At 67.0% G+C, this 12,936-nt stretch carries 8 protein-coding genes; 4 read left to right on the top strand and 4 right to left on the bottom strand.

From position 1 onward, the window contains the following. Complete coding sequence (locus AC2EBU_RS15175) at nt 1-1,503, bottom strand: cyclic nucleotide-binding domain-containing protein (protein ID WP_484611285.1); 1,503 nt, start codon at nt 1,501-1,503, stop codon at nt 1-3. Continuing rightward, a complete protein-coding gene (gene pap, locus AC2EBU_RS15170; protein ID WP_484611284.1) occupies nt 1,500-3,011 on the bottom strand; it encodes a polyphosphate:AMP phosphotransferase in 1,512 nt (503 codons plus the stop codon). Before pap ends, AC2EBU_RS15175 begins: the two co-directional genes overlap by 4 nt. Nucleotides 3,012-3,293: 282 nt before the next feature. On the opposite strand from pap, the gene AC2EBU_RS15165 reads away from it, so the two are divergent. The 4 genes from AC2EBU_RS15165 (at nt 3,294) to AC2EBU_RS15150 (ending at nt 9,793) form a co-directional block, all read left to right on the top strand. Beyond that, the gene (locus AC2EBU_RS15165; RefSeq protein ID WP_484611283.1) at nt 3,294-5,048 is read left to right on the top strand and encodes a GGDEF domain-containing protein; all 1,755 of its coding nucleotides are present in this window, start codon (nt 3,294-3,296) and stop codon (nt 5,046-5,048) included. 109 nt (nt 5,049-5,157) lie between these two features. After that, on the top strand, nt 5,158-6,093 hold the full coding sequence (locus AC2EBU_RS15160) for an MBL fold metallo-hydrolase (RefSeq protein ID WP_484611282.1): 936 nt from the start codon (nt 5,158-5,160) through the stop codon (nt 6,091-6,093). A 284-nt stretch (nt 6,094-6,377) separates the two neighbouring features. Continuing rightward, nucleotides 6,378-7,721 carry an ATP-binding protein gene (locus tag AC2EBU_RS15155; protein WP_484611281.1) on the top strand — a complete coding sequence of 448 codons (1,344 nt, stop codon included), beginning with the start codon at nt 6,378-6,380 and terminating at the stop codon, nt 7,719-7,721. 23 nt (nt 7,722-7,744) lie between these two features. Further along, on the top strand, nt 7,745-9,793 hold the full coding sequence (locus AC2EBU_RS15150) for a tetratricopeptide repeat protein (protein WP_484611280.1): 2,049 nt from the start codon (nt 7,745-7,747) through the stop codon (nt 9,791-9,793). A gap of 148 nt (nt 9,794-9,941) precedes the next feature. Here the strand turns inward: AC2EBU_RS15150 and AC2EBU_RS15145 are convergent, their stop codons facing one another. Then, nucleotides 9,942-12,149, bottom strand: coding sequence for a malate synthase G (locus AC2EBU_RS15145; protein WP_484611279.1), 2,208 nt, complete (start codon nt 12,147-12,149; stop codon nt 9,942-9,944). A gap of 44 nt (nt 12,150-12,193) precedes the next feature. After that, nucleotides 12,194-12,928, bottom strand: a complete 735-nt coding sequence (locus AC2EBU_RS15140; RefSeq protein ID WP_484611278.1) for a haloacid dehalogenase type II — start codon at nt 12,926-12,928, stop codon at nt 12,194-12,196. Nucleotides 12,929-12,936: the final 8 nt, after the last annotated feature.

Genomic DNA, 12,936 nt, shown 5'->3' with positions numbered 1-12,936 from the left:
TCACGCCCCCAGCGAAAAGAAATGCCGGATGCGTTGCAGCAGGTCGCTGGCGCCGGTGTGGCCGGCTTCGGGAGAGGGTGTGGCGGATTCGGCCTGGCGCCGGCGCATGATGTCCGACACCTCCTGCGCGATGTCCGGGCGGCTTTGCAGCACCATCGCAAAGCCCGCTTTGTCCAGCCGGTAGCAGTCCACCGCCGTGGTGGCCACCACCGTGGCCTGTCGGGGCTCGCCGGTCAGCATGCCCATTTCGCCGAAACAGTCGCCGGCGCGCAGCACCGCCAGCGGCTGGCGGCCGGCGGCGGATTCGTGCAGAACCTGCGCTTCACCTTTGACAATCAGGTACAGCCAGTGGGCCACCGCGCCCTGGCGCGTCATGGTGTCGCCGGCGGCAAACGGCGCGTGCACCAGATGGGCCGCCAGCGCCTGCTGCTCGGCGGTCGACAGGCCGGCAAACAGCGCGGTCTGGGCAATGGCGGCCAGGCGGCGCTGCAGCTCGCGCGCTTCCTGCGCGGCGTGCCAGCTTTCGTTCTCCTTGATCATGCGCTGCTCCTGCTGCGGCACGCCCAGGCGGATGCCCGCACGCGCCAGTGCCGCCAGCGCATGTTGGCGCACCGCCGAATCGGTGGGATCGTCCCGGGCCGGGTCGTCCAGCCAGTAGCGCAGGCTGTATCGGGCCCAGCCGTAGCCGAGCGCCAGCAGCACCACGGTGGGCGCCGGCTGCCGGCGCACATGGGCGATGTCGGCGTCCGCCAGCACCTGTTGCAGCACGGCGATTACCTCCGCCGGGTCGGCCTGCAATTCCAGATCGAACTCGACCGAGCGCCGCCAGGCCGGCTGGCCGTCTTCGGCCGGGCGCACGATGGCAAAGCGGTTCTTCATCAGCCAGGCGTTGGGTACCATGATTGACTCGCCGCGCGGCGTGGCCAGCTCGGTCACCCGCCAGCGCACGTCCACCACACGTCCGCTCACGCCATCGTCCACCCGCACCCAGTCGCCCACCCGCAGCGAGTTGTCCAGCTGCAGTGACACGCCGCCCAGCACATTGCCCAGCGTGTCCTGCATCGCAAAAGCCAGCACCGCGGTGATCAGCGCCGAGGTGGTGAACAGCTGCGAGGCCTCCAGCCCCGACGCGCGCAGCCACAGCAGCAGCACCAGCACGGACAGCCCGGCCACCGTGAGGTCCTGCGCAATGCGGGGCGCCGGCAAGCGCAGCAGCGGCAATATGCCGCCGAACAGCACCGTGCCGGCGATCTGCACCGCCGCCATGCCCAAGGCCAGCGTTGCAACCGTGCGCAGCGCCGGGGCCGTGGTGGTGGCCTCGCCCCACCAGGCGAGTGCGGCGAGCGCCAGCACCGCCAGTACCAGCAGGCCCCAGGCGACGCCCAGTACCCGCCGCGGGCCTCGGCGCGCCAGCCGGAAGCCCAGCGCGACCGCCGCCAGCGCCAGGGCGATGTGGGCCAGCGTCGCCAGCGGCAGCGTCAGCAGTGAGGCCGCCGGATTCACCGTTTGGCCTTGCGGGGCGGAGCAGCCACACCCTCCAGCGCGGCCTCCAGCCGCTCGCACAGGTGGGTCAGCACCTCGATGCGGGAGAACAGCTTGTCGTTGCTGGCCACAATGTGCCAGGGAGCGACGTCGGTGGAAGTGCGGTCCACCATGTCGCCCACGGCGCGTTCGTACTGCGGCCATTTTTCGCGGTTGCGCCAGTCTTCGTCGGTGATCTTGAAGTTCTTGTGGGGTGTGTCCTTGCGTTCCTGGAAGCGGCGCAATTGCTCTTCGGGTGATATGGCCATCCAGAACTTCACCACCACCGCGCCGGCCTGGGCGAGCTGTTCCTCGAAGGCGTTGATCTCGTCGTAGGCGCGCATCCAGTCGGCTTCACCGCAAAAGCCCTCGACCCGCTCGACCAGCACACGGCCGTACCAGGAGCGGTCGAAGATCACCGCGTGGCCGTGACGCGGAATGTGCCGCCAGAAGCGCCACAGGTAGGGTTGGGCGCGCTCTTCCTCGCTGGGCGCCGCCACCGGCACCACCCGATAAAAGCGCGAGTCGAGTGCATGGGTGATGCGGCGGATGGTGCTGCCCTTGCCGGCCGCGTCCATGCCTTCGAACACCAGCACCACCGAGCGGTCGCGCATGCGCGGGTCACGGGTCAGACCGTTCAGCCGCGCCTGCAGTGTCTCCAGCTGCCGGTCATAGGTCTTCTCCTTGAGCGCGCGGCTGTAGTCGAAGGACGACAGCAGCGAACGGTTGTCCAGTGGCGGTGGCGACAACGCAGCCACACCGGTACGCGCCGGGGCCAGTCCGCCCAGACGCTGCGTGATGCCGTCCAGAATGTATTGCCCCACCGTCAGCGACCGGTAGGCGGCGTCCGCACCTTCCACCACCAGCCAGGGCGCGTCGCCGGTGCTGGTTCGGCGCAACGCCTGCTCGCACACCTTGACGAAGCCGTCATAGTGCTTGAGGCGTTCCCAGTCGCCAGGGGTGACCCGCCAGGCGGTCTTGGGGTCGGACTCCAGCGTCTTGAAGCGTTGCTTCGCTGCCTTCTTGGACAGGTGAAACCACAGCTTGATGACCAGCGCCCCTTCGGCCACCAGCATGCGCTCGAACTGGCGGATGGCGCCGAGGCGGCGATCGAAGGTCGCCTTCTTTTCGGTCCCCATCACATGGGCCAGGATGGGGTCGGTATACCAGGACCCGAACAGGATGCCGATCTTGCCTTTGGGCGGCAACACTTGCCAGAAGCGCCACATGTCCGGGCGCTGGTGCTCTTCCGGCCCCATCGGGCCGAACGCTTCGGTGCGGATGTGGCGGGGGTCCATCCATTCATTGAGCAGGTTGACCGTCTCGCCCTTGCCGGCGCCATCCACGCCATTGACCAGGATGATCACCGGAAAGCTCGCGTTTTCCAGCAGCGCGTACTGCGCCTTGAGCAGGGCCTCGCGCAGCAGGGGTTCGCGGGCCTTGTATTCCTTGCGGGCGATGGTGTGACCGATTTCGGCGGATTCGAACATGACAGCAATCTCCTGACTCCGTGGGGATCAGTCCATCTTAGAACGGTGACACACCGCTGGCTAGACGCAGGTCAAGCCGTGTGCGCCCCATGGCCGGCCCCGTCCTGCCGCCCTCCGAGGGCCCGGCGACTGTGGCTTTCCTGCAACGGCTTGTCGACTTTCGCCCCACCCGGACGAACAGGGGATTGCGTATTGCGTAGCGATTGTGTTTGGGGTCACGCAACGAATCACAATCATCGGTCTATACTTCATTAAAGAAGTACAAAGTACTAAAAATAATTCATGGTGAAATTTCACGGTCGAAACTCGCTGCTGCGGTGGCTGGGCATGTTCACGGCCGCGCTGGTGCTGGGAGGCCTGGGCTGGACCATGATGGCCGGATCGGGCGCCATGGGTCAGCACGGCCGACTGGCTTTCATTGTGGACAGCCGTGGCGCCATGGACCGCCCCCCGGCGGTCGACTCGCCCCAATGGCAGACGGCCGGTGTCATGGTGCCGGTGCCCACGGCACCGGGGCAGCTGTGGCTGCGCTGGAGCCCTCCGCCCGCGCCGGACGCGGGCGTTGACTACGCCTTCAGTCTCGATTTCGCCGGGATTTCCCGCTTGCAGGTGTGGGAGGCGTCACCCCAGGGCCTGGTGCCCACCGAGCGGGCGGGCGCCAGCTATCCGCGTCGACCAACGGATTTGCCCGGGCGCATTCCCGTCGTGCGGATATCGGCCGAGGCCGCCCCGACCGTGGTGGTTCTCAGTGCCCAATCCAAACTGCCGCTGGAGCTGCGCTGGCGTGCCGAGCCGGTGGTGGACTACCAGCGCTGGCTGCAAAGTGATGCGTACGCCATGGGCCTGCTGGTCGGGCTCAGCCTGCTGTCCTTGTGGCTGGTGGCCTTGCTCGGCGATATCCGTTGGGATCGGGTGCTGGCGTCGGCCCTGGCGTTGACCTCGGCGGCGTTCTGTTTCCAGCTGGTCACCCTCGGCCTGGCCCAAGAACTTCTGTGGCCCCAACACCCGGGGCTGACCGACCTGGCGCAGACCGTGTCGGTCGCGGCGCTGTATCTGGCGCTGCTGTGGCTGCTGGTGACCGTGACGGATGAGCACCCCCGCAGCCGGGCCAATTCGCTGGCGCTGTGGGCGATGATGGTGGCGTCGGTGATCGGTCTGGGCGTCGCCCATCTGTTTGGCGCGGAAGCGGCCAGTCGCACCGGCGATGGCCTGTTTGCCGTGATTATGGCCCTGGCCATCTGGACGCTGGTGGCATCGGCCCGCCGCGGCAACCGCCACAGCGCGGCGGTGGGCTGGTCGCTGGTGCCCGCCTTGGTCGGCGGCACCATCCAGGTGCTACGGGAAAGTGGTGTGGTCGTCCACGCCCACTGGATCATGGCGTATGCCACCCAGATCGGCGCGATCGTTACCGTGCCGCTGATGTGGACCGTCATCGCCCGCCGCGCCCGCGACCTGCGCGATGTCGCCATGCAGGCTGCCGGGGGCCAGCAGACCGACCCGCTGACCGGCCTGGTCCATGAGCGGGTCGCCCGCCTGCGCCTGGATCGCCTGGTCAGCCGCTGCAAACGCTTCAATCACCAGGGTGGACTGCTGATGATCAGCCTGCACAACCTGGACGACATCCAGGCCGAGCGCGGCCGGCAGGTGGCCGAAACCGCGCTGCTGCTGGCGGCGTCGCGGGTGCGATCCATTGTCGATTCCTGCGACACGGCCGCGCGCTGGGCGGGCACCCGTTTTGTGGTGCTGATCGAAGGCCCGATCAACGAAGACAAGCTCATCGAGATCGCCACCCGGGTCATCGCCCACGGTCTGCGCCGCGGCAACGAAATGACCATCGGCTCGCTGCTGCGTTTTCAGGTGGCCGGCTCGCTGGTCACCGGCACGGAAACCGATACCGCCCTGTTGCTGCGCCGTGCCGGCGAGGCACTGGATTACATGCACGCCCACCCCGAGCGCAAGGCCATCCGCATCCTCAAGACCACAGCGGATCTCGCATCGCAGACCGGGCCTTTCGACCCGGTCGCCACCAACTACTGAACCGCTGGGGCACGCGCCCCGACACCGCGCGCGCGGCGCTCGGCACGGCCTCTTTTCGGCACCACAGCGGTGACAGCCGCCGGCGCCTGCCGCGGCGATACTTGCCCGCATGACTTCTGTTGCTCCCACCCCGCCGCTGCCGCCGGGCATGACGGTGTTCCAGCGCGGCTGGCTGTCGTCCAACAACATCCTGTTCCAGGGGCCGGAAGGCGCCGCGCTGGTCGACAGCGGCTACGCCAGCCATGCCGGCCAGACCGTGGCCCTGGTGGGCCAGGCGCTGGGCGCTCAGCCGCTGCGGCGCCTGATCAACACCCACCTGCACAGCGACCATGTCGGCGGAAACGCCGCGCTGCAGGCCGCCTGGCCGGGGCTGCACACCGCCATTCCGCCCGGGCTGGCGCCCCAGGTGCGCGCCTGGGATCCGGTGGCGCTGACCTACGAACCCACCGGCCAGGTCTGCCCGCGCTTTGCGATCGACGACGTGCTCACCCCGGGGCAGACGCTGCTGCTTGCCGGGCGCGACTGGCAGGTTCACGCCGCGCCAGGGCACGACCCGCACTCGGTGGTGCTGTTCGAGCCGCTCTCGCGCACGCTGATCTCCGCCGATGCGCTGTGGGAGCGCGGCTTTGGCGTGGTCTTTCCGGAACTGGAAGGCGAGCAGGCCTTCGACGAGGTCGGCCAGACCCTGGACCTGATCGAAACCCTGGCCCCCGCCGTCATCGTGCCCGGCCATGGCGCGGTTTTCACCGACCTGGCGGGTGCGCTGGCCATTGCCCGCGAGCGCCTGCGCGCTTACCGCGCCGACCCGCCCCGCCACAGCCGCCATGCCGCCAAGGTGCTGCTGAAATTCAAGCTGCTGGAGTGGCAGACCCGCCCCGAAGCCGAGGTGCTGGCCTGGGCCCTCGCCACGCCGTATTTCCGCCTGATCCACAGCCGCCTGCCCGACGCCCCCCCGCTGCCGGCCTGGACCACCGGCCTGCTCGACGACCTGGTCCGCGCCGGCGCCGCCGAACGCCAGGCCGACCTGCTGCACAACCGCGACTGAGCCGGCCCCAGAAAGCACCACGGCGCCCGCAGGCGCCGTTTTTCTCGAATTCTGGACTGTTTCTAGCCCCTACCCAGCGTCAAAAGGTCATATTTTGCTATCAGAAAAGGACTATCCGGTCGCCGGGGTCGCAACCGTTCAGGCGGCCCCGGCCTTCACCTTCAACCGCCACGCATGCTTTGTCGCAGTCCGAGCCTGGGCCCACAAAAGGTCATCCAAAGCGAGGGTACCCAAAAACCCGCAATAACGATGGCACCCGTAAAATGCGCTCCGAAAGGCAATCCATGACATACCAGGCATCGTCCAATATTCTGGAAGTTCTCCAGAAGATCGAGTACGAAGAGGCGTTGCCCCCCGGTGACCCCCGGTTTGTCGACACCACTTCGGCGCGCGGGAGCCAGCAGACCTTTTCCCGTCTGGCACGCAAGTTTGGCTGGGATCCCGCCAGCAAGGCTTTTTTTGCGCCCAACGAAAAGCACGTGCTTTTTTTCGGCCACATCGGCAGTGGCAAGACCACCGAACTGCGGCGCTACGCCCAGTGGTTGAACGAGTCCAACCGCTATTACGTGGTGGAAGTCGACGTTCTGGCCAAACTCGATCGCAACAATCTGCAGTACACCGAAGCCTTGATGGCCATGGCCGAGTCCTTGCTGGAACGCATGGTGGGCGATGGCTACGCGCTGAACGATGGCGACCTCCAGCCGATGCGGGACTGGTTTGCCAAAGTCACCCGCACTCGGACCGAATCCCGTGAGTCGAACGCTGAAGTCAAGACCGGCATGGAAGCTGGCGGTGGTCTTCCGGGGCTGGTCAGGCTGTTCGCGAAATTCACCGCTGCCTTCAAGACGGGCTCCAGCCAGAAAAACGAGTGGCGACAAGACATCCGCAACCACTTCACCACGCTTGCCGCAGCCTTCAATCAGTTCATTCGCTCGATCGAGGGGATGCTGAAAGAGCAAGGCCGGGCCGAGCGCGTTCTCTTCCTGGTGGATGGCACCGACAAGATGCGGGGAGAAGACACGCAGCAGTTCTTTGTGCAGGACGCCGAGCAACTGCTGGCGATCCAGACGCTGGCGATCTACACCGCCCCGCTGGAACTCAAATACGACGGGCGCATGGGGGGCAAACTCGACGCCGACATTGTGCTGCCGATGGTCAAACTCCATGAACGGGATGGGTCTCGGTGCGAGCCGGGCTGGACGGCGCTGACCCAATTGCTGCTGTTGCGTGCCGATCGCAGCCTGTTTTCCTCCGATGAGGTCGTCGCCAGTCTGGTCGAACACTCCGGCGGTCATCCGCGTGAGCTGCTGCGCCTGCTCAAGCTGTGCTGCGAGTTTGCCGACGCCCGCATTGATGAGGCCGTTGTGCGCCGATCCATTGCACAACTGGCGGCCGATTACCGCTATTTCCTCAAGCCGGCTGACTACGAGCTGCTGGCCGGTATCGACAGCACGCCCGAACAGGGTGGCAATGATGAAGCCGCGCAGCACCTGCTGCATCGGCTGGCGCTGTTGCAATACAACGATGGCGCCTGGCGACGCAGCCATCCCGTGATTCGCACGCTCGAAGGCTACGCGCTGGCGAAAGCGGCGCAGCCAGCGAAGACGGCACCACCCGCCACGGCCTGACGCATTGCCGGGCACGTGACGCGATGGCCCAAGCCGGTTTTGAACTTGAGCGTCTTCGGCTGGAGGAGGCGCATGCGTTGCCGGCCTCGTGTTTCGACGACTTTCAGCGACTCGTCCGTACGCTGGTTCACGGCCCGGCGTTCCAATGGTTGCTGGTCGACGCTGCCGACGAGCGGCTGCGCCAGCAGGTCCTGGCGGCGCTCGACAAGGTCTTGATCGGGGCAGGGCTGCGGACCAGCCGATTGCCGTTGGGGCGAAAGATTGTGGACATCGCGACGCTGGAGCAGCGGCTGATCCGGCAGGCCACTACGGCTGACGTGGTGCATGTCTTCGGTCCGCACGGCTGGTTTGATGCGAAGCGCTGGGATGAATTCAACGTGCGCCGAGAGCGTCTGGCCTCCCGCGCGCCGGCACGTCTGGTGTTCTGGCTCGATGCCGAAGCCATCGCGCTGGCGTCCCGAGGGGCGCCCGACCTCTGGGCCTGGCGCAGCGGGGTCTATGTTTTTTCCCAAGGCGGCGCGGCGGGTTCCATGGAGCCGGTTCTGACCCTGCAAAGCGGCCCACACACGCACCCGCCCTCCGGCGTGGACGGACGCAGCATGGCGGAACGCCATCGGCGCATCGCCGAAATCCGGGGGTGGTTGGCGGCACACCCGCATGCCCCGGCCGATCTGATGGTGGCGCCGCTGGATGAACTGGGCCGCCTGTTGTTTGACCTCGGGGACTATGACGGTGCCCTGTTGCATTGGCAGCAGCTGGAGTTGCCTTTCCACCGGCGGCGTGGCGCCGAACGAGAGGTCGCCATCACCATGGGCAAGATCGCCGACATCCTGCAGGCGCGCGGACAACTCGATGAGGCCCTGCGCATCCGCAAGGAAGAGGAACTTCCCGTCTATGAGCGCCTGGGCGACGTGCGCTCCAAGGCCATCACCATGGGCCAGATCGCCGACATCCTGCAGGCGCGCGGCCAACTCGAAGAGGCCCTGCGCATCCGCAAGGAAGAACAACTTCCCGTCTACGAGCGCCTGGGCGACGTGCGCTCCAAGGCCGTCACCATGGGCAAGATCGCCGACATCCTGCAGGCGCGCGGCCAACTCGAAGAGGCCCTGCGCATCCGCAAGGAAGATGAACTGCCCGTCTACGAGCGCCTGGGCGACGTGCGCTCCAAGGCCGTCACCATGGGCAAGATCGCCGACATCCTGCAGGCGCGCGGCCAACTCGATGAGGCCCTGCGCATTCTTCAGCGAGAAGTTCAGCCTGCCTTCCAGCGCCTGGGCGACGTGCGCTCCAAGGCCGTCACCATGGGCAAGATCGCCGACATCCTGCAGGCGCGCGGCCAACTCGATGAGGCCCTGCGCATCCACAAGGAAGATGAACTTCCCGTCTACGAGCGGCTGGGCGACGTGCGCGAGAAGGCCGTCACCATGGGCCAGATCGCCGACATCCTGCAGGCGCGCGGCCAACTCGATGAGGCCCTGCGCATCCGCAAGGAAGAGGAACTTCCCGTCTACGAGCGCCTGGGCGACGTGCGCTCCAAGGCCGTCACCATGGGCAAGATCGCCGACATCCTGCAGGCGCGCGGACAACTCGATGAGGCCCTGCGCATCCGCAAGGAAGAGGAACTTCCCGTCTATGAGCGCCTGGGCGACGTGCGCTCCAAGGCCATCACCATGGGCCAGATCGCCGACATCCTGCAGGCGCGCGGCCAACTCGATGAGGCCCTGCGCATCCGCAAGGAAGAGGAACTTCCCGTCTACGAGCGCCAGGGCGACGTGCGCTCCAAGGCCGTCACCATGGGCCAGATCGCCGACATCCTGCAGGCGCGCGGCCAACTCGATGAGGCCCTGCGCATCCGCAAGGAAGATGAACTGCCCGTCTACGAGCGCCTGGGCGACGTGCGCGGGCGGGCCATCACACAAGTCAAAATTGCCATGCTGCTGTTCCGAATGGCCTTGCGGCGGCACGAGGCTGAAAGCCTGTTGCGGGAGGCGCACAGTGTCTTGGCGGGCATGGGTTTGCCCGAGGCGAAACAGGTGGCTGAGCTGATGCGCCAGCACGGCGTGTGGCCCTGAGCGCTCGCATTTCGCCGCCTGTCAGGTCAAACGGCGCCCGCAGGCGCCGTGGTGGCCAGATTTCAGACCTTTTTGGCCGATACCCAGCGTCAAACGGTCATGGTCTGCTATCATATCAGGACCGGCCGGCCGCCGGGGTCGCAACCGTTCAGGCGGCGCCCGCCTTCACCTTCAGCCGCCACGCGTGCAGCAGGGGTTCGGTGTAGCCGCTGGGTTGTTCCTTGCCTTTGAAGACCAGGTCGCAGGCGGCCTGGAAGGCGGCGCCGGATTCGTTGCCGACCATGGGGGTGTAGGCCGGGTCGCCGGCGTTCTGGGCGTCCACCTTGGCGGCCATGCGGGCGAAGGTTTCGCGCACCTGCGCTTCGGTGACGACACCGTGGTGCAGCCAGTTGGCCATGTGCTGGCTGCTGATGCGCAGCGTGGCGCGGTCTTCCATCAGGCCCACGTCGTTGATGTCGGGCACCTTGGAGCAGCCCACGCCCTGGTCCACCCAGCGCACCACGTAGCCCAGAATGCCCTGGGCGTTGTTGTCCAGCTCCTGCTGCTTCTCGGCGTCGCTCCAGTTCGCGCTGGCGGCCACGGGAATGGTCAGCAGGCCGGTGAGCAGTTCGTCACGGGCGGCGTCGGCGTCGGTTTTTTCCAGTTCGGCCTGGATGTCGGCCACCTTGACCTGGTGGTAGTGCAGCGCGTGCAGCGTGGCGCCGGTGGGGCTGGGCACCCAGGCGGTGTTGGCGCCGGCCTTGGGGTGGGCGATCTTCTGCTGCAGCATCGCGGCCATCAGGTCGGGCATGGCCCACATGCCCTTGCCGATCTGGGCGCGCCCGCGCAGGCCGCAGGACAGGCCCACCAGCACGTTGCTCTTTTCATAGGCGGTGATCCAGGCGCTGGTCTTCATGTCGCCCTTGCGGATCATCGGGCCGGCCAGCATGGCGGTGTGCATTTCGTCGCCGGTGCGGTCCAGGAAGCCGGTGTTGATGAAGGCGACACGGCTGGCGGCGGCGGCGATGCAGGCCTTGAGGTTGACGCTGGTGCGGCGCTCTTCGTCCATGATGCCCAGCTTGACGGTGCTGTCGGCCAGGCCCAGAACGCGCTCCACGCGCGAGAACAGCTCGGCGGCAAAGCCCACCTCGGCCGGGCCGTGCATCTTGGGCTTGACGATGTAGACGCTGCCGGTGCGGCTGTTGCGGATGCCGTCCTTGCCGTGGCCCTGCAGGTCGTGCAGGGCGATGGTGGTGGTGACCATCGCGTCCATGATGCCCTCGGGGATCTCGCGCACCGCGCCCTGGGCGTCGGTCCACAGGATGGCGGGGTTGGTCATCAGGTGGCCGACGTTGCGCACGAACATCAGGCTGCGGCCGTGCAGGCGCACCTGGCCGCTGCCGTTGGGGGCGGTGTAGAGGCGGTCGGGGTTGAGGCCGCGCTTGAACGTCTTGCCGCCCTTGGCGACGTCTTCGGTCAGCGTGCCCTTGAGGATGCCCAGCCAGTTGCGGTAGCCCAGCACTTTGTCGGCGGCGTCCACGGCGGCCACCGAGTCTTCCAGGTCGAGGATGGTGGACAGCGCCGCTTCCAGCACCACGTCGGCCACGCCGGCTTTGTCGGTCTGGCCGATGGCGGTGGCGCGGTTGATGATGATGTCCAGGTGCAGGCCGTTGTGCTGCAGCAGCACCGACGACGGGCCCGCGGCCTCGCCCTGGTAGCCGATGAACTGGGCCGGGTCTTTCAGCGCCACACGGCGGCCGCCGGTCAGCGACACCAGCAACTGGCCGTTCACCACGTGGTAGACGGTGGCGTCGGCATGGCTGCCTTCGGCCAGCGGGGCGGCGTCGTCCAGGAACTGGCGGGCGAAGGCAATGACTTTGGCGCCGCGCTTGTCGTTGTAGCCCGGGCCTTTTTCGCAGCCGTCGGCCTCGGGGATGGCGTCGGTGCCGTACAGCGCGTCGTACAGGCTGCCCCAGCGGGCGTTGGCGGCGTTGAGTGCGTAGCGGGCGTTCAGGATCGGCACCACCAGCTGCGGGCCGGCCTGGGTGGCGAGCTCGGCGTCCACGTTGGTGGTGGTGGCCTTGGCGCCGGCGGGCTGGGGCACCAGGTAGCCGATGGTTTCGAGAAACTTTCGGTAGCCGGCCATGTCGCGGATCGGGCCGGGGTTGGCGCGGTGCCAGGTGTCCAGCTCGGTCTGCAGGCGGTCGCGTTCGGCCAGCAGGGCGATGTTTTTGGGCGCCAGGTCGGCCACCAGGGCGTCAAAGCCGCTCCAGAACTGGTCGGCGCTGACGCCGGTGCCGGGCAGCACCTGGTCGTTGACAAAGGTGAACAGCTCGTTGGCCACTTGCAGGCGGTGGACGGTGGTGCGTGCGGTCATGGGAAGGTCCTCGGTTGGAACGATAAAAAAGAAAAAAGCGGTGATCAGTCAGGGAAAAACGCCAGCACGTCGCGCAGGCCGGTGCCGGTGCGGGTGGGGGGCGTGCCCAGTTCTTCGAAGGGCTGGCCGTTGCGGTTGACCCACAGCGTGCGGTAGCCATACCAGGTGGCGGCCAGCGCGTCCCAGGCGTTGGCGCTGACAAACACGGTCTGCGCCGCCTTGAAACCGGTGGCTTTGGGCCCCAGGGCGTAGGCGTCGGGGTGGGTCTTGTAGCGGCGCACCGGGTCCACGCTGATGACATGGTCCAGCAGGCCGTCCAGTCCGCTGGAGCGCAAGGCGATGCCCAGCATTGCCGGGTCGCCGTTGGACAGGATGCCGGTGACCACGCCCCGGGCTTTGAGGGCCATCAGCACGTCGCGGTTTTCCGGAAAGGCGCTCAGATGCCGGTACTGGTTCATCAGCTGGTCCACCTGGGCCTCCAATTGGCCGTTACCCAGCGTGGAAAGGTCTTTGTTTGCTATTGATTTGATGGCGAACACCAGCGCGGCGCGGGTCAGTTCCCAGAACGGGCGGTAGTGGGCGCCGTCGTTGCAGGTGGTCACCAGCCGGGTGTATTCGATCTGTTTGTCGCGCCACAGCACCGCCAGGCGCTGGCCCTGGCCGGGAAACAGCTGCTCGGCCAGCAACGCCACGCTGTAGACATCAAACAGCGTGCCGTAGGCGTCGAACAGCACCGCGCGCGGCGCGGACGGGGGCAGGGCGGACGGCTGGGATTCCATGCCGACAC

This window comes from Curvibacter sp. T50 (genome assembly GCF_057219955.1).
This window is presented reverse-complemented; position numbering and strand designations above follow the sequence as displayed.

Excerpts from the sequence above, each read along its gene's own strand:
- AC2EBU_RS15165 (WP_484611283.1), top strand. The coding sequence starts at position 3,294 with ATGGTGAAATTTCACGGTCGAAACTCGCTGCTGCGGTGGCTGGGCATG.
- AC2EBU_RS15140 (WP_484611278.1), bottom strand. The coding sequence starts at position 12,928 with ATGGAATCCCAGCCGTCCGCCCTGCCCCCGTCCGCGCCGCGCGCGGTG.
- AC2EBU_RS15150 (WP_484611280.1), top strand. The coding sequence starts at position 7,745 with ATGGCCCAAGCCGGTTTTGAACTTGAGCGTCTTCGGCTGGAGGAGGCG.
- AC2EBU_RS15155 (WP_484611281.1), top strand. The coding sequence starts at position 6,378 with ATGACATACCAGGCATCGTCCAATATTCTGGAAGTTCTCCAGAAGATC.
- AC2EBU_RS15145 (WP_484611279.1), bottom strand. The coding sequence starts at position 12,149 with ATGACCGCACGCACCACCGTCCACCGCCTGCAAGTGGCCAACGAGCTG.
- AC2EBU_RS15160 (WP_484611282.1), top strand. The coding sequence starts at position 5,158 with ATGACTTCTGTTGCTCCCACCCCGCCGCTGCCGCCGGGCATGACGGTG.
- pap (WP_484611284.1), bottom strand. The coding sequence starts at position 3,011 with ATGTTCGAATCCGCCGAAATCGGTCACACCATCGCCCGCAAGGAATAC.